This is a genomic window from Tistrella arctica, assembly GCF_039630945.1.
Taxonomy (GTDB): Bacteria; Pseudomonadota; Alphaproteobacteria; order Tistrellales; family Tistrellaceae; genus Tistrella; species Tistrella bauzanensis.
Map to the genome: position 1 here is coordinate 194,068 of NZ_JBBKTV010000008.1, position 16,557 is coordinate 210,624.

The window sequence follows — 16,557 nt, forward strand, 5'->3', positions numbered from 1 at the left end:
CGCCGACGGTTCCGGAAAAGCATGCGTCCCCTGCCCTTCGTGTCGACGCCCCGGTTCTGCCGGATTGCAGCCGATGTGACGTCATGAGACGAGTATATGCGTCCCACGATCGCCGTACAGGGGCCATGCCGGACAAACGCTGTCCTGTGCAGCCGCGTGCGCCAATCACGCCTGTGCCCATCACGCCTGTGCCCATCACGCGTGTGCCCATCACGCGTGTGCCAGTCACGCATATGCCTTCAGGCGCGTCTCGCCATACGCACGCCGGCGATCACCACCATGGCCCCCAGGACACGCGCCAGGGTGAGATCTTCTCCCAGCAGAACCACCGCGACCGCGACCGCGACCACCGGTGTCAGATATGTGAAGACCATCGCCCGCGCGACCCCCAGGCGCGTGATGCCTTCATACCACCAGACGAAGGCCAGGGCCGCCGCGAAGACGACACTGAACCAGAAGGCGGCCCAGTGCCCCATGGTCAGCGCCTGCCATGGCTGATCCGCCAGATCCGGTGCCGCCAGCACCGTCAGCCCGATGGCACCGAACAACATGGTCCAGGCCGTCACCGCCAGCGGCCCCAGCCGTGCCAGCACGCCACGCGACAGGGCCGAATACAGCGCCCATGCCGCGGCGGCGGCCATCATCATCGCATCACCCGCCAGGCTGCCGCTTTCGATATGAAACCCGGTCAGGCTGTTGTTGACCACCAGTCCCACACCGGCAAAGGCGATCAGAATGCCGGCCCAGCCGCGCGCGCCGGCCTTCTGCCCCATCATCTGCCCCAGCAGTGCACCGAAGATGGGCGCCGCCGACATCATGATCGCGGCACTGGATGCGGCCGTGCGCTGCAGCCCGGCCGCCCAGAACCCCTGAAACGCCGTGATGCCGATCAGCCCCAGCCCGATCAGGGGCAGCACGTCGCCGCGCCCCAGGCTGAGCCGCACCCCGCGCAGGCGCAGCAGCACCAGAAGAATGGCCGCCCCGGCCAGGTAACGGGTGGCCGAGAACGCCAGCGGCGAGATCTGGTCGAGCACCGATTTGGCGATGGGAAAGTTCAGACCCCAGATAACGGCCACACTGGCCACATAGAACTCGCCACCGCCGCGGCGTCGTGACGCCGCCGCGCCATTGCTGGTGTCGACCGCCATGGCACGGGCTCTCCTTCAGGCGCATCCTCCAAGCCGCCCGCCGCCATCGCGTCTCTGCCGCCGGCGCCGGCGCCGACGCAGTCGTCGGAAGATCGGGCACATGGCGGGGGCGATGGTCGCTCAGGGCGACACTGTCGCCGATCCTGCGCCGATGGCCCGGATCGCGTCAAGCAAACGTTCGACCAATACAGATGCCCGACGACCGCGATCGCCAGCCGCCTGTCGCTGAATGCCCCCGGTTGGTCACAGCCGGCGCCCGGCTTGACACGCCACCGGCACAGCGATCCGGGCATGATGATCTCGATGGTGAGCGGCCGGCATGTCTCGCCCGACATACCGGCCCTTGAACCCGCAACGCCGACCAGGCCGCGTGGACGCAGGCTCTCCAGCAAGCCTCAACCCTGTCGCCTTTCACGGCGGTCGCGCAGCGCGACCGCCGTTTTTTTTATGGGTGCGGCCCCGGTGACACAGATGGTGGCGGCAGCGCCACAAGGTGGTCCATTCCGATGCGGCCCCACCCACCGGGCTTTGCAGAGCAGCCGTTCCGGCCCTATATCGCTGAGAGCACGATTGCACTGCACAATTCGAGGCATTCACCGTCATGACCGATCGCCAGCCCACTGATCGTCCTCAGAAAGACCATGTCGACGATCCGATCGGCGATACGTCGCAGGTCTCGCCCAGCAGCGGGCAGCCCGCGGCTGCCATCCGCGCTGCCGCCAGGCGGGCCGGGGTGGTGAAGGTCAAGCCGGTGTCGCTGGCCCTTCAGGGCGGCGGTTCCCACGGTGCCTATACCTGGGGCGTGCTCGACCGTCTGCTTGAAGAGGAAAGCTTCGGTGTCGAGGCCGTCAGCGGCACCAGTGCCGGTGCCCTGAACGCGGCCGCACTGGTGGCCGGGTTCGAAACCGATGGCCGCGCCGGCGCCCGCAAGGCGCTGGACCAGCTATGGCAGGCGGTGATGGAGGCCAGCCGGTTCAGCCTGGTGCGCCGCACGCTGCTCGACCGGCTGATGGGCGGCTGGAACATGGACCAGAGCCCGGCCCGGATGCTGTTCGACCTGACCAGCCGGTTCGTGTCGCCCTATCAGTTCAATCCGCTGAACATCAACCCGCTGCGTGACGTGGTGGCCGAGGCCATCGACCTCGACGCCGTGCGACGCTGTGGCGCGGTCAAGCTGTTCGTGTCCGCCACCAATGTGCGGACCGGCAAGATCAAGGTGTTCGAGAACGCCGCCATCACCCCTGAAGCCCTGCTCGCCTCAGCCTGCCTGCCCTATGTCTTCCAGGCCGTCGAGATCGAGAACGAGGCCTATTGGGACGGCGGCTATATGGGAAATCCGGCGATTTTCCCACTGATCTATGGCGCTGAGACCGCAGATGTGGTGATCATCCAGGTGACGCCGATCAACCGGCCCGACGTGCCCCACAGCGCCACCGAGATCTGGGAGCGGGTCAACGAAATCAGCTTCAATTCGTCGCTGATGCGCGAGATGCGCGCCATCGGCTTCGTCGCACGGCTGCTGGACGAGAACCGGCTGGACCCCCGGCGCTACAAGCGCATGCGGGTGCACTGGATCGACGGCGAACAGGAGATGGTGCCGCTGGGCAGCTTCTCGAAAATGAATGCCGACCGCGACTTCATCCTGCATCTGCGCGATATCGGCCGCGCCTCAGCCGACACCTGGCTTGCCGCCCATGCCGACAAGATCGGCCGGGAGTCGAGCGTCGACCTCGTGGAGAAGTTTCTGTGAACACGGTCATTGCCGCACACCGCCACACGGCCAGGACAAGCCTGATCGGCGCGACGCTGATCGGCCTTGCCGTCACGGCCGCCCTGCCCGCCTGGGCGCAGACCGCCACCGCCGGTGCCACCGCCGGCGCCGCCACGCGCCCGGCCACGCCAAAGAAGGCTGAAGGCCCCCGCGGGGTCATCGGCCAGATGCAGACCATGATCACGCGCCACGAGGACACGCTGGTCGATCTGGCCCGGACCCTGAACGTGGGCTATGTCGAGCTGTTGACCGCCAATCCGGGAGTGGAGCCGTGGTTGCCGGGCGAAGGCACGCAGATCGTGGTCCCCAAGGCCCATCTGCTGCCCGACGTGGCACCTGAAGGCATCGTGGTCAATATGGGCGACCTCCGGGTCTATTTCTTCCCCAAGAATGGCGGCACGCCGGTCAGCTTCCCGATCGGCATCGGGCGCGAAGGCTTTGCCACGCCCTATGGCAGCACGCGCATCACGCTGAAGCGCGACGGGCCGACCTGGACCCCGACGCCGTCGATGCGCGCCCGCAACCCTGATCTTCCGGCCTTTGTCGGCCCCGGCCCGCAGAACCCGCTTGGCACCCATGCGATGAACATGGGCTGGCCGAATTATGTCATCCACGGCACCCATCGCCCCTATGGCATCGGCCGGCGGGTCAGCCAGGGCTGTGTGCGGCTGTATCCCGAAGACATCATCAAGCTGTTCGCGATGACCGAGGTCGGCACCAGGGTGACGGTCATCGACCAGCCGGCCAAAGTGCAGTTGATCGACGGCGCGCTGTATCTTCAGGTCCATCCCACCCAGATGCAGGTCGACCAGATCGAGGAGGTCGGCAAGTTCACGCCGGAGCCGATGCCGGAGGTGGAGCCCAAGGTCGCCGCCGCCGCGACCCGTGCCGGCCTGCGGGTCGACTGGGCGGCGGTGACGCGTGCCGTGATCGAGCGCAGCGGCATTCCGGTCAAGGTGTCGGTTGGTGGCAACACGATCCGGGAACTGGCCGCCGTCAAGATCGACCCGCCCCGGCCGGCCGGCCGGGCCAATCCGCAGGATCGTGAGGCGCCGGCGGAAGATGGCGGACCCCTGCGCCTGATGCCGGCCTCGACCGGCACCGGCACGATGACGCCGCTCGCCCCCGTCCCCGCCGGAAACAGCGCCGGTACCGGGCGCGCGAACGACACCGGCGCGCTGCCGGCACCCTCGATCGACCCCCGGGTCGACCCGCTGACGGCCCATACCTTCCCGGCCGAGATCAAGCCGGTGGAACCCATCCGCCCCGGCCCCGGCGGCGATGGTGTGGTGACGCTGAGCGTGTCGCCGCAGGCGCCGCGATCGGGTGCCGACATCCGGCAGCCGGTGCCATCCGCCTCTGTCCAGCAGCCATCGGTACAACAGCCATCGGGTCGGCCCGCCTCGATCTATGAGCCCGAACCGATCGATCCGAACCGCATTCCGCGCGGCGCGCCGTTGCAGTTGATCCGACCCGCCGATTGACACCCGCCGGTATGGCTGCCCGATGACACTGCCCCTGGCATGGCATCGGCGCAGCCGACGCGACACTCTTGGGGCAAATACGCAACAACTGCATCTGTTGCCACAGATGACGCGGGTGCCGCCCCGCCTGTTCTAACGATAACGGACCTGTTCTAACGATAACGGGTCTGTTCAACGACAACGGGTCTGGCAAACGATGAAACGACCAAGGGGGCCGGCAGTTCACACAGCCGGCCCCCTTGGGTCTGGTCGTTCTGGTCGTCCGTCATCACCGCCGGGCGCATGACTGGTACCGCGGCGCCTTTCGACCCCCGGTGCCCGCATCCGTCAGACGGCAAAACCCCCGGCTGGACACATCCTGCCGGGGGTTTCCACTGCGCCGGCCGGGCCGGCGCAGTCGATCACTTGCGCTGGCCGGCGCTGAACGCACGCTCGGCGCGCTCGGCGGCACGCTCGGCGCGGTCGGCCGACGAGGCAGCCGCCTGGGCGCTGCGGGCGGATTCGGCCGCCGAGGCGCGCGAGGCATCGGCGCTCTGCTTCGCCTGGGCCGCGGTGGTCTTCGCCTCGTTCAGCATCATGCGATCCTCATCCGAGAGGCTCGCGCAGCCGGCGACCGCGATCAGGGCGGTGGCGCCGAAGAGAGGCAGCGCAACGCGCTTGATACGGTTCATATTCATGACATATCTCCAGTTATCTGGGCAGCATGTGGCGCACCCACATACATACCGTTCAGACCGTAGCATAACATCCGTCACGTTTCACCGGTCCGCGGCGCGCCTTTGTCGTCATGTCACGAGACGCATAGAGATTGTTGCCCATATATCACAGTGAAGCGCATATCACAACAAAGCGCCGGCCAGGCCCTCCATGGGGCCATCCCTCGACGGGCCGCCCGTGCCCCGGCACCGGTCCCGGGGAAATACCCTGCCGGGCGGATGGTTCCTTATGCCGCCGGCAGCAGCCAGCCACGGCTGATCATCACCGCCTCGCCACTCAGGCGCGCGGAGATAATGCCGGTGTGATCCAGATCGATCGCCAGATCCAGGCGGCTGGGCCGGCCCATGGCCTCGCCCTGAACGATGGTCCACGACACGGTTGCCGGAACCAGAACCTGCTCGATCGCGGCCAGCCACCCGGCCAGCGCCATGGCGGCGGACCCGGTGGCCGGATCTTCGGCAATGCCGACCGAGGGCCCGAACATCCGCGCGCGCACCCGCCGGGCCGCCCGGTCGACCACCATGGGATAGACCAGCCGCGACGGCGACCCGTGCGGCAGGATCCGGTCGAATGCGGCAAGGTCCGCCCGACAGCGGTCTAGATCGGCGTCCCGCATCAGCGGCACGAACAGGAATGGCAGACCTGCCGACACCACGGCCGCGCCATCGGCAATCGCGTCGGGCGACAGGCCCAGAAGTGCGGCCAGCGCCTCCCGATCAGGCGCATCGGCGACGGGTGCCGGGCATATGGGTGCGCCCATCACCGCCCGCCGCGCGCCGGTCGCCGGATCGGTCCGCAGTTCCACCGCAACCGGCCCGGCCTGTTCTTCGATCACCAGACGCAATGGCATGTCGTCGGTGTCGGCCGACAGGCGCCCAAGCGCCGCCAGCATCAGAACACCGCCAATGGTCGGATGGCCCGCGAACGGCAACTCCGCCTGCGGTGAGAAGATCCGGAACCGCAGATCGCAATCCGCGCGGTCCGATGGCAGCACGAACGTCGTCTCGGACAGGTTGAATTCCCGCGCGATGGCCTGCATCGCCGTGCCGTCGAGCCCGGCCGCATCGGGCACGACCGCCAGCGGATTGCCCCCGAAGGGACGATCGGTGAACACGTCGGCGGTGACGAAAAACCGGCCTTCCGGACAATCGGCGTCCATGGTTTGCCCACTTTCGGTAGAAGCTTTGATCTGATGACTGCCTGAACTGGCCGGTCGGCGGCGCCTTCGGTCCCGATCCGATCGCGATCTTGCACTGGCGCGCAGCCCGGCGTCACCCCTCATCCGCGCCCGTCACAGACCGCGCCACAAACGCCGGACGGACGGCACCGGTCGGTCCCGGCTCTGGCCGCGTGGCTTCGGGCATGCTTTACTCTCGCTCCGCACGAGACATATCGTGGCCGTGGCGCACGCGGCCGACGGGTGGCGGCTGCGCGCCACTGTGCCGGCGCGGATGCCGGCGCCATATCAGCAGATGCCGGCACAATAAAAGCAGACAGGTTTCAGATGACGATGACGGCGCGCGTGTCCTGGCTGGACGGAATGATGTTCGTGGGCGAAAGCGGTTCAGGGCATTCGGTGGTGATGGACGGGGCGCCCGACCACGGCGGCCGCAATCACGGCATCCGTCCCATGGAAATGCTGCTGCTGGGCATGGGCGGCTGCTCGGCCTTCGACGTCGTGCAGATCCTGAAGAAGGGCCGCCAGCCGATCGCCGGCTGCCGGATCGAGATCGAGGGCGACCGCGCCGAAACCGACCCCAAGGTCTATACCCGCATCGTGATGCGCTATGTGGTGTTCGGCGATGGCCTCGACCTCGCCCGGGTCGAGCGGGCGGTGGCGCTGTCGGCGGAAAAATACTGCTCGGCCTCGATCATGATGGGCAAGACCGCCGCGATCGAGCATGTGATCGAGTTGAGGCCGGCGGCGGCGGCGCGCGATGCCGAGGTCTGATCCCCCCGACGAGATGCGTGCCACATTGGGGCCTGCGGGCACCTCGGCGGCACAGGCCACGGCCAAGGCCACACCCCCGCCCCCGGGCGCACCGCGCGGGCTGGATGCGCCGCTGTGGATTCTGGTGGTCATCACCGCCATCGGGCCGGTGGCGCTGAACCTGTTCGTGCCCTCGATGCCGGCGGCACAGCGGATGCTGGCGATCAGCGATGCCGCGATCCAGTTGACCCTGACCCTGTATCTGGTGGCGCTGGCGGGGGCGCAGTTGATCTATGGCCCGGTCTCCGACCGCTTCGGACGGCGCCCGCCTCTGATCGCCGGGCTGGTGTTCCTGGCGCTGGGCAGCGTGGTGGCGGCAACCGCCGACAGCGCCACCCAGTTGGTGCTGGGGCGCGTGCTTCAGGCGGCCGGCGGCTGTGCCGGGCTGGTGCTGGGCCGGGCGATGATCCGCGACCGGCATGATCCGTCCGAGGCGGCATCACGGATCGCGACCGTTACTCTGGCGATGATGCTGGCGCCGATGCTGACACCCGCCGTCGGCGGCTATGCCGACCAGTTCCTGGGCTGGCGGGCCGGGTTCTGGATCATTGCCGGCATCGGCGGCGCGATCTTCGCCGCCGTGGCGCTGAAGCTGCCCGAAACCCATCACGACCGCCGGCCGATGCCGGGCATCGCGCCCATGATCAACGCCTATCGCAACCTGTTGCGCGACCCGGCGTTTCTGGGCCATGCCGGCGCCGCCGGTTTCGGGACCGCGGCCTTCTTCGCCTTCGTGGCCGGCGCGCCGCATGTGATCATCGAGTTGATGGGCCGCACGCCCGGCGAATTCGGCCTGTGGTACATCATCGCCTCAGGCGGCTATATGCTGGGCAATATCATCACCGCGCGTCTGGCCTCGCGGGCCGGGCCGATGCGGATGGTGGTGGCCGGATCGGCCGCGGCCGTTCTTGGCTATGGCGCGATGGTGGTCTGCACGCTGCTGCTGCCGATGGTGCCGCCGACCGTGTTCCTGCCGATGACCATGATCGCCTTCGCCAACGGCATCATCCTGCCCAATGCCACCGCGGGTGCGCTGTCGGCCGCCGGCATGGCCAGCGTGGGGGCCGCGGCCGGCCTCGCCGGCTTCCTTCAGATGGGCAGTGGCGCCGTGGCATCACAGGTGATCGGCTGGACACGCGGCACCGACACCTGGCCGCTGGTCTGGGTGATGGTCGGCTGCGGGATCGGCACGGTGTCGTGCACCCTGCTGGCCTGGAGAGCCGAGCGCGCGCGACGAGGCTGAGCGCCGCCTGGGCACTGAAGCCGGCTGGGCACTGAAAAAAAATCGGGACCGCATCGAGCCAGATGATGCGGTCCCGAAAGTATCGGTCGCGCCGGTGGTCCGGTAGACCGGCGGCGACCGGAGACGTGGGTCACGTGCAACACCATGCCCGCCGCCCTTCCCGCCCGCTTTGACCTGTATCAAGACTTCGACAAATATCGTGCGAATGCGCCCCCGCCCCGCTTGCACACCGGCAAGTGCAGTGCCAGGGATGGTGCGGCCACAGGCACGGCGCCACGGACGTGACGGGACAGCGATGCGCGAAATCGAACTCAGATTGGCGGTGGTCTGCTTTGGCGGCATTTCGCTGGCGGTTTATATCCACGGGGTCAGCCGCGAGTTGCTGGCGCTGGTGCGGGCGTCGGAGCGGACCGCCCGCGCGCGCCGTGGACAGCCCCCGGCACCACTCGACCCCACCGAGCAGATCTATGCCGATCTGCTGAACGCCATCGCCGCCGAGCGGCCGATGCGGGTGGTGATCGACATCCTGGCCGGCGCGTCGGCAGGCGGCGTCAACGCGGTGACGCTGGCACGGTCGCTGGCCCATGACCTCAGCCTGGAGCCGTTGCGGGCGCTGTGGCTGGACGGCGCCGATGTCGACGCCCTGACCGCCGAGCGCAATCGTGCCCGGCCGCTGTCGAAGCTGCTGCTGCGCCCGCTTCTGCCGCTGGTGCGACGACTGGCCATGGGGCATGGTGCCGCCGCCGAGGCCGAGTTCACCGACAAACTGTCGCGCTTCCTGCGCGCGCGCTGGTTCGAACCACCCTTCGACGGCACCGCCCTTGCCGGTCGGTTTCTCGACGCCCTGGCGGCCCAGTCGCCGGTGCGCGATGCCGGGGTGGAGCCGGACCATCCGGGTTCGCTGATGCCACGCGGTGTGCCCTTGGACCTGATCGTCACCGCGACGGATTTCTATGGCCATCCGCGCCGGGTGGCGGTCGGTGATCCGGCCTGGGTGACGGAGCGCGACCATCGCCACCGGCTGGCCTTCACCTATCGGCGCGATGGCAGCGGCAGGGTCACCGATGATTTCGGCGCCGCCGGTCTGCCGGCGCTGGCCTTCGCGATGCGGGCGACATCGTCCTTCCCCGGCGCCTTTCCCCCCGCCCATCTGGGCGAGATCGATGCCGCACTCCGTGCCCGCGGTCTGCACTGGCCGGCACGTGGGGCGACGGTGGCGCGCTGCTTCGCCGACCAGATTGCAAGCGGCCTGGATCCGGAGCGGATCTGGCTGATCGACGGCGCCGTGCTCGACAACAAGCCCTTCGGGGCGGCGATCGACCGGATCGCGCTTCATCCTGCGCTGCGGCCGGTGGACCGGCGGTTGATCTATATCGATCCTCACCCCCACGAGGTGCCGCCGGCCGACCTTGGTGATGCCGACAACGCCGCCGCCGCCGCCGCCGCGCGCACCCCCGGCTTTCTGGCGGCGCTGAAGGCCTCGTTGAGCGATATCCCACGGCAGGAGCCGATCCGCGACGAGTTGGAGAGCATCGCCGAGACCAATCGCCGCGGCGCCGAGGTTCAGGACGCGGTGAGCCGGACCTGGGACCGGGTCCGGCCGCGCGTCCATGCGGTGGCAGGTGCGGCCCTTGAGCCCGGATCGGATGCGGCGGCGATCGGTGCAGCACGGGTCGCGGGCCATGAAGCGGCCCGGCAGGATGCGGGCTTTGCCTATGACGCCTATCTTCGTCTGAAGTTGGGCCGCGAAATCGACGCGCTGGCCAGATTGCTGGCGCAACTGGCACCAGGTGGCGGGCCCCAGGCCGGCGGCGGCCGTGACGGCGGTGCCGGCGATGACGGCGGCGGGGGACTGTCGCGGCTGATCCCGGACCTGCGGCGTCTGGCCGAAGCGGAAGGATCGGTCGCCTTCCTGCGCCAGTTCGATACTGCCTATGCCGCCCGCCGGCTGCGCTTTCTGCTGCGGGTGGTGAACATCCTGGCCGATGAGCCGGACCCGCCGCCCTATGAGGTGGTGGCGGCGTTGAAGGCGGATCTGTACGCCATGCTGGGCCGGATCGAACGCGGTGTCTGCGACATGCTGTCGGTCGATGATCCGGCTGCCGCAGAGTTGCGGGCGGCTGTCGACGGCATGCGGTCGGCGGATGCCGTATCGACGGCCGACGCGGCCAGGGCCGCGGCCAGCGCCCTGGCGCTGAGCGACGCGGTCGGCGCACTGGATGCCCGGCTGGCGGCACTGGACGGCGATTTCGGTGCCGCCTGCCGCAAGCGGCTGATCGCCGCCTATATCGGCTTCGCCTGGATCGACGTTCTGCTGCTGCCGCTGTCCGATCCCCGCCAGCCCGACCCGTCACAGACCGTGGGCGTGATGCGGATCAGCCCCGACGATGCCCTGTCCCTGGAACCGGGGGGGACGGCCGCGACCCTCAAGGGCATCGGCATGCAGCATTTCGGTGCGTTCTTCAGTCGCGCCTGGCGCGAAAACGATTATCTGTGGGGACGGCTGCATGGCGCCGAGCGTATGGTGGACCTGCTGATCGATGCCGCGACCCGCGCCGGTGTAACCACCCTGCCCGACCCGTCACGCGCCAAATGCCGCCTGTTCCGGGCAATCCTGGAGGTGGAAGCACCGCATCTGCCGCAGGCCAACGCCCTGATCAGGGAACTGCGCACCCGCATCGACAGGATCGAGGACGACCGTCCGTGACCGATATGCCATCGCTGATCGCGCAGCTTCCCTCCATACAGGCGCCGGAAGACTTTATCATCGCAACCACGGTTCAGGACCGGACGCCCCTGCTGCCGGAGCTGGTGCTGTATCTGGCCACCGACGTGACACCCTTGTGGCTGGCGACCGAGACCCGGCTGGCCGAAACCGGCCTGCCACCACCGTTCTGGGCCTTTTCCTGGGCCGGGGGCCAGGCCGTGGCCCGTCTGCTGCTGGACCGGCCCGATCTGGTGCGCGGCCGCCGGGTGCTGGATTTCGCCTGTGGCGGCGGTGTGGCGGGGATCGCTGCCGCATTGTCGGGCGCGGCCATGGTGACTGGGGTCGATATCGACCCGATGGCGCTGGCCGCCACCAGCCTGAATGCACGGGCCAATGATGTCGTGATCCAAACCATCGCCGATGACGTCATCGGTCATGTCCCGCCCCCCGGTGGGGCCGAGGTCGTGATCGCGGGTGATGTCTGCTATGAAAAGCCGATGGCCGAACGCGTGTTGGGCTGGCTGCGCGATCTGGCCGATACCGGCGTGCTGGTGCTGCTGGGCGACCCCGCGCGCAGCTATGGCCCGGTCGACGGCGTCGAGGCGGTGATGGTGGTCGACGTGCCGACCGATATCGCGATCGAGGACAAGGCCATACGCCGGACAACGGTCTGGCGGGTGCTGCCGCGCGCCTGAGAGGATCGCGTCTGAAATATGCCGGCTCGCGCATCTTCCAGCGGCACGGTGATTGCACGACCGGGGCCGAATGCCTAAATATGAGGCGACAGCTCGCGCTGTTCCGCAACCGCCATCAATGAGCCTCGGATCATACGGATCCGGTCATCGATGGTGGCGTGCCGCCCGTTCAGGGGGTGCCGCGGAAACAGGGCACACATGGCTTTGACCACTGACTGAAGAGCATGAGGAGCATCGAGCGGTGAGCCGGATTCTGTACGACCGTCTCGGGGTCGCGTCGACTGCGAGCGACACCGACATCCGGGCGGCCTTCCGCCGCCTTGCCAAGCAGTATCATCCCGATCGCAATCCCGGCGACAAGGCGGCCGAAGACCGGTTCAAGCAGATCAGCGCCGCCTATGGCATTCTGGGCGAGCCCGATCTGCGCAAGCGCTATGACGCCGGCGAGATCGACGAAGACGGCCGAGAACGGGCGGCCGCGGGTTTCGGTCCGGGTGGCTTCGGCGGCGCAGGCTTTGGTGGCCGCGGTGGTCGCGGCTTCGAACAGGGATTTTCAGGCGGCCGTGGCAGCGCCGGTTTCGGCGGCGCCGGCTTCGGCGGCTTCTCCGATCTGTTCGACGAGATCCTGGGCGGCCGCGGCCCGCAGGCCGGCGGGTTTTCCGATATCGGCGGCGGCGTGCCGGCCACCGAGGCCCGCATCCGTGTGGGCTTCATCGAGGCCGCGCGCGGTGCCACCCGCCGGATCGCCCTGCCGCACGCATCGGATATCGACCTGAAAATTCCCGCCGGCACCGCCGACGGTGCCCGGTTGCGGCTGCGTGGCAAGGGCCAGGGTGGCGGCGACCTGATCGTCCAGGTCGAGGTGGCGCCGCATCCACTGTTCCGGCGCGAGGACCGCGATATCCATCTGGACCTGCCGGTAACCCTGGCCGAAGCTGTGCTGGGTGCCAAGGTCGACGTGCCGACACTCGACGGCCATGCCCGGGTGACGGTACCGGCATCCAGCAGCAGCGGCCGGACCCTGCGGCTGAAGGGTAAGGGCATCCACGCCGGGGGCACATCGGGTGACCTGTATGTGCATCTGAAGATCGTGCTGCCCGAGAAGGCCGATCCGGGGCTGGCCGATGCGGTGCGCGGCTGGGCCGAGGCGCATCCACAGCCAGACCCGCGCCGCGATCTGCCGGGGATCTGAGCGGCCCCCTCAACTGCCAGCCATCGCCGCGTCAGCCCTTCATCCCGGCGTCAGCCATTCGGCGGACGCCGGGTGCCGGCCAGCGCCAGCACCACCTGCGGCCGCGCGTAACCGCGATCGACGAAGGCCGACAGCGCCGGCCGCGATGCCAGCCCCACGCCCAGCCAGTCGGCGCGGTGCATCCAGGCCATCAGCCGCATATCGGCCGCCGACCATCGACCGGCCAGGGTCGGGCCGTCGGCAAGGGCATCCTCGACGCGCAGCAGATGCCGGCGCAGCACATCGCGCGCGGCATCGATCGCATCGGGCAGATGGCGCGGGGCGAAGCGCCGCAGCGCCAGCAGCGCCAGCATCGGCGGCACAAGATCGCTCTCGATCCAGTCGAGCCAGTCGCGGGCGACCGCCTGTTCGGCCTGGCGGCGGGGCATCAGCCGCTCGTCGGCCGCCGCCAGCGCGTTCAGGGCCGCGCGCGCCCCGATGATGTGGCTGGCGCCGTCGATCACCACGACCGGGGGCCGGAAGCCCATCGGGCAATCGCCCATGAAGGCGGCGGCGGCCGGATCGATCACCCGCGCCGCCGCCGGCACCGGCACCTGCGGCCGGCGCATGGCGCCGAGCGCCAGCGCCACGGCCCCGCCATCGGGCGTGTCACCGGGATGAAAGCCGATCGGCTGCGGCCGGGGCTTGATGAAGCTGCGTTTGGCCATGAGGCGGCAGGTCTTCCGGACAGCAGGGTGGTCAGAGCGGCCAGAACAGCAGCAGCAGCGGCACCGATACCACCGCCACCACGATTTCCAGCGGCAATCCCACGCGCCAGTAGTCGCCGAAATGATAGCCGCCGGGGCCCATGACCAGGGCATTGTTCTGATGCCCGATGGGGGTGAGGAACGAAGACGAGGCGCCGATCGCCACCGCCATCAGGAATGGATCGGGTGATACCTGAAGCCCCTGGGCAACCGCGATCGAAATCGGCGCCATGATGACCGCGGTCGCGGCATTGTTCAGAATGTCGGACATGGTCATCGTCACCACCAGCAGCGCGCCCAGCAGCGCCCAGACCGGCACATCGCCGGCCATGCCCACGATGCCGTCGGCGATCAGCCCGGTGACGCCGGTGCTCTCCAGCGCCGATCCCAGCGGGATCATGGCCCCCAGCAGCACGATCACCGGCCATTCTATGCCGGTATACAGCTCTCGCGTCGGCAGCGCCCGGCTGACCACCAGCCCCAGCACGACCAATGAGAACGCGATGGCCGTGGGCAGCAGACCGGATGCGGCAAGGGCGATCCCGCAGGCGAACAGGCCCAGCGCCAGCAGGCCGCGGTGCTGGTTCTGCTTCAGGATCTCGCGCTCCACCAGCGGCAGGCAGCCCAGATCGGTCATCACCGCCTGCAGGCGGCGGGCATCGCCCTGCAACAGCAGCACATCGCCGGTCGCCATCCGCACCCGGCTGAGCCGCGAACGGATCGCGGCACCTTCGCGCGACAAGGCCAGCAGATTGATGCCATAGGTCTCGCGCAGACCCAGTTCACCGGCATGACGGCCGATCAGCGACGAGGCCGCCCCCACCACCGCTTCCGCCATCACCACATCCTGCGACTGAAGATGTTCCGCGGTCGGCCGCTCGGATGCCGCGAATTCGAGGCCGGCCGCGCGGGCGCGCTTGGTGATCGCCTCGCTTTCGCCGCGCACCAGCAGCACGTCGCCGGCGGCGATCCGCTGACGGGCCATGGCACCGAAGATCCGGCGGTCGTCCCGGATCAGACCGATGACGGTCAGATCGCTGTCCTTCCACATCCCCTCGGCATCGCCCACGGTCTTGTCGATCAGCGCCGATCCGGCCTGAACGGTCAGTTCGGTGACATAGGCGCTCACTTCCATCAATTCGGCGGCGGCCCCCCTGCCCAGCCGGTCACCGGGGATCAGCCGCCAGCCCAGGATGGCGATATAAACCAGCCCCGCCGCCGCGACCGGCAGCCCGACCCAGGCGAAATCGAGCAGCCCGAAGGGCTGCCCCACCGCCCGGTCGCGAAAGCCCGAGACGATCAGATTGGGCGGCGTGCCGATCAGCGTGACCATGCCGCCCAGCACCGTCGCGAAGGCAAGCGGCATCAGCACCGCCGCGGGAGACCGTCCGGCGCGGGTGGAACTCTGGATCGCGATCGGCATCAGCAGCGCCAGCGCGCCGACATTGTTCATGAACGCCGATATCACCGCCCCCACGCCGCACAGCGCCAGAATATGGGTGACGGTGCTGCCCGATGCCCGGCGCACCAGGCCGGTCAGCGGTTCCAGTGCCCCGGTCAGCGACAGCGCCCGACTGATGGCCAGCACGGCCGCCACGGTGATCACCGCATCATGGCCAAAGCCGGAAAACGCCTTGTCCGCCGGCACCAGGCCCAGCACCACGCCGGCGACCAGGGCGGACAACGCCACCAGGTCATAGCGTGGTCGGCCAAGGACGAACAGGACCAGGGCGGCAACAAGCAATCCGCTGATCAGGATCTGGTCCAACGTCATTCGGGCGCATCTTTCTGGGCGTGAACGGCACCGAGCGTTGCCGATGCGCCGTCATTGGTCAACGCTGTTGTGCCCGGGGGCGACTTGCCGCCGCACCGCCGCATGGCCACATCGGCTGCGCGGGGCCAGGATCGACGGATCGTGTCCGGCATGAAACCGTCACCAGAACCCCATTCCGTCTGAGCGAGGATTGCATGACCAAGCCGATCGAGCTGTTCTACTGGCCGACCCCCAATGGCTGGAAGATCACCATCGCACTGGAAGAACTGGGCCTGCCCTACACCATCACCCCGGTCAATATCGGCGGGGGCGACCAGTTCAAGCCCGATTTCCTGAAGATCAGCCCTAATAACAAGATGCCCGCGATCATCGATCCCGACGGCCCCGGGGGCACGCCGATCTCGATTTTCGAGTCGGGGGCGATCCTGATCTATCTGGCCGAGAAGACCGGTCAGTTGATGCCGGCCGATCCGGCCGGACGTTACAACGTTCTGCAGTGGCTGATGTTCCAGATGGGTGGCATTGGCCCGATGCTGGGTCAGGCGCATCATTTCCGCCAGTATGCGCCCGAGAAGATCCAGTATGCCATCGATCGCTATACCAACGAAGCGGGCCGGCTTTACAATGTGCTCGACACGCAGCTCGCCGATCATGAATGGGTGGCGGGCGACAGCTATTCCATCGCCGATATCGCGATCATGCCGTGGATCGTACCCTATGAGCGTCAGGGGCAGTCGCTCGCCGACCGCCCGCACCTGAAACGCTGGTTCGAGGCGATGAACGCCCGCCCGGCCGTGGTCGCCGGGCTGGCCGTCGCCAAAGGCATCGGGGCCGGCCAGAGCCCGACCGACCCCAAGGCTTTCCAGACCCTGTTCGGCAGTGGTCAGTATCAGAAGCGCTGAGATGGCAACCACGGGCCGGACGGATGATCCATACCGTTCGGCCCGCCGTATTGACTGTGTGTCCCCGCATCCATGACCGGTAGATGCTCAACGGATGACGGAATGTGTCATTTGTCACCGTCATCGATGTGTGGTTGATGCAGGATGACACTGACGCCACGATGTCGATGATCATCCACCGCCGATTT

Annotated in this window: 13 protein-coding genes; 8 read left to right on the plus strand and 5 right to left on the minus strand. The window is 68.2% G+C overall.

The annotated features are described in order from the left end of the window. Positions 1-239 precede the first annotated feature (239 nt). Complete coding sequence (locus WG924_RS19225) at positions 240-1,148, minus strand: DMT family transporter (protein ID WP_345934715.1); 909 nt, start codon at positions 1,146-1,148, stop codon at positions 240-242. A 601-nt stretch (positions 1,149-1,749) separates the two neighbouring features. Between WG924_RS19225 and WG924_RS19230 the strand changes: the two genes are divergently transcribed. Then, entirely contained in the window at positions 1,750-2,898 is a 1,149-nt protein-coding gene (locus WG924_RS19230) for a patatin-like phospholipase family protein (protein ID WP_345934716.1), read from the plus strand. Continuing rightward, positions 2,895-4,403, plus strand: coding sequence for a L,D-transpeptidase family protein (locus WG924_RS19235; protein WP_345934717.1), 1,509 nt, complete (start codon positions 2,895-2,897; stop codon positions 4,401-4,403). The genes WG924_RS19230 and WG924_RS19235 overlap by 4 nt, the downstream gene beginning before the upstream one ends. A gap of 401 nt (positions 4,404-4,804) precedes the next feature. Here WG924_RS19235 and WG924_RS19240 read toward each other — a convergent pair whose 3' ends face one another. Beyond that, on the minus strand, positions 4,805-5,080 hold the full coding sequence (locus WG924_RS19240; RefSeq protein ID WP_188574153.1) for a hypothetical protein: 276 nt from the start codon (positions 5,078-5,080) through the stop codon (positions 4,805-4,807). Positions 5,081-5,346: 266 nt separating this feature from the next. Beyond that, positions 5,347-6,279 carry a PhzF family phenazine biosynthesis protein gene (locus tag WG924_RS19245; protein WP_345934718.1) on the minus strand — a complete coding sequence of 311 codons (933 nt, stop codon included), beginning with the start codon at positions 6,277-6,279 and terminating at the stop codon, positions 5,347-5,349. A gap of 351 nt (positions 6,280-6,630) precedes the next feature. Between WG924_RS19245 and WG924_RS19250 the strand changes: the two genes are divergently transcribed. The 5 genes from WG924_RS19250 to WG924_RS19270 all read left to right on the plus strand — a co-directional run bounded on the left by WG924_RS19250 (position 6,631) and on the right by WG924_RS19270 (position 12,947). After that, positions 6,631-7,071 carry an OsmC family protein gene (locus tag WG924_RS19250; protein WP_345934881.1) on the plus strand — a complete coding sequence of 147 codons (441 nt, stop codon included), beginning with the start codon at positions 6,631-6,633 and terminating at the stop codon, positions 7,069-7,071. Continuing rightward, positions 7,058-8,353 (plus strand): multidrug effflux MFS transporter, encoded by a 1,296-nt coding sequence (locus WG924_RS19255; RefSeq protein ID WP_345934719.1) that lies wholly within the window; start codon positions 7,058-7,060, stop codon positions 8,351-8,353. Before WG924_RS19250 ends, WG924_RS19255 begins: the two co-directional genes overlap by 14 nt. 295 nt (positions 8,354-8,648) lie before the next feature. Beyond that, positions 8,649-11,060 (plus strand): patatin-like protein, encoded by a 2,412-nt coding sequence (locus tag WG924_RS19260; protein WP_345934720.1) that lies wholly within the window; start codon positions 8,649-8,651, stop codon positions 11,058-11,060. 5 nt (positions 11,061-11,065) lie between these two features. After that, complete coding sequence (locus tag WG924_RS19265; protein WP_345934882.1) at positions 11,066-11,755, plus strand: class I SAM-dependent methyltransferase; 690 nt, start codon at positions 11,066-11,068, stop codon at positions 11,753-11,755. 241 nt (positions 11,756-11,996) lie between these two features. Then, complete coding sequence (locus WG924_RS19270) at positions 11,997-12,947, plus strand: DnaJ C-terminal domain-containing protein (protein WP_345934721.1); 951 nt, start codon at positions 11,997-11,999, stop codon at positions 12,945-12,947. A 50-nt stretch (positions 12,948-12,997) separates the two neighbouring features. Here WG924_RS19270 and WG924_RS19275 read toward each other — a convergent pair whose 3' ends face one another. Both WG924_RS19275 and WG924_RS19280 read right to left on the minus strand, forming a co-directional pair. Next, a complete protein-coding gene (locus WG924_RS19275) occupies positions 12,998-13,654 on the minus strand; it encodes a glutathione S-transferase family protein (protein WP_345934722.1) in 657 nt (218 codons plus the stop codon). Between the two features lie 31 nt (positions 13,655-13,685). Continuing rightward, positions 13,686-15,467, minus strand: coding sequence for an SLC13 family permease (locus WG924_RS19280; protein ID WP_345934723.1), 1,782 nt, complete (start codon positions 15,465-15,467; stop codon positions 13,686-13,688). 194 nt (positions 15,468-15,661) lie between these two features. Here WG924_RS19280 and WG924_RS19285 point away from each other — a divergent pair, with 194 nt between their 5' ends. Then, positions 15,662-16,369 (plus strand): glutathione S-transferase family protein, encoded by a 708-nt coding sequence (locus WG924_RS19285; RefSeq protein WP_345934724.1) that lies wholly within the window; start codon positions 15,662-15,664, stop codon positions 16,367-16,369. Positions 16,370-16,557: the final 188 nt, after the last annotated feature.

Excerpts from the sequence above, each read along its gene's own strand:
- WG924_RS19275 (WP_345934722.1), bottom strand. The coding sequence starts at position 13,654 with ATGGCCAAACGCAGCTTCATCAAGCCCCGGCCGCAGCCGATCGGCTTT.
- WG924_RS19240 (WP_188574153.1), bottom strand. The coding sequence starts at position 5,080 with ATGAATATGAACCGTATCAAGCGCGTTGCGCTGCCTCTCTTCGGCGCC.
- WG924_RS19245 (WP_345934718.1), bottom strand. The coding sequence starts at position 6,279 with ATGGACGCCGATTGTCCGGAAGGCCGGTTTTTCGTCACCGCCGACGTG.
- WG924_RS19280 (WP_345934723.1), bottom strand. The coding sequence starts at position 15,467 with ATGACGTTGGACCAGATCCTGATCAGCGGATTGCTTGTTGCCGCCCTG.
- WG924_RS19285 (WP_345934724.1), top strand. The coding sequence starts at position 15,662 with ATGACCAAGCCGATCGAGCTGTTCTACTGGCCGACCCCCAATGGCTGG.
- WG924_RS19230 (WP_345934716.1), top strand. The coding sequence starts at position 1,750 with ATGACCGATCGCCAGCCCACTGATCGTCCTCAGAAAGACCATGTCGAC.
- WG924_RS19225 (WP_345934715.1), bottom strand. The coding sequence starts at position 1,148 with ATGGCGGTCGACACCAGCAATGGCGCGGCGGCGTCACGACGCCGCGGC.
- WG924_RS19255 (WP_345934719.1), top strand. The coding sequence starts at position 7,058 with ATGCCGAGGTCTGATCCCCCCGACGAGATGCGTGCCACATTGGGGCCT.
- WG924_RS19260 (WP_345934720.1), top strand. The coding sequence starts at position 8,649 with ATGCGCGAAATCGAACTCAGATTGGCGGTGGTCTGCTTTGGCGGCATT.
- WG924_RS19250 (WP_345934881.1), top strand. The coding sequence starts at position 6,631 with ATGACGGCGCGCGTGTCCTGGCTGGACGGAATGATGTTCGTGGGCGAA.
- WG924_RS19265 (WP_345934882.1), top strand. The coding sequence starts at position 11,066 with ATGCCATCGCTGATCGCGCAGCTTCCCTCCATACAGGCGCCGGAAGAC.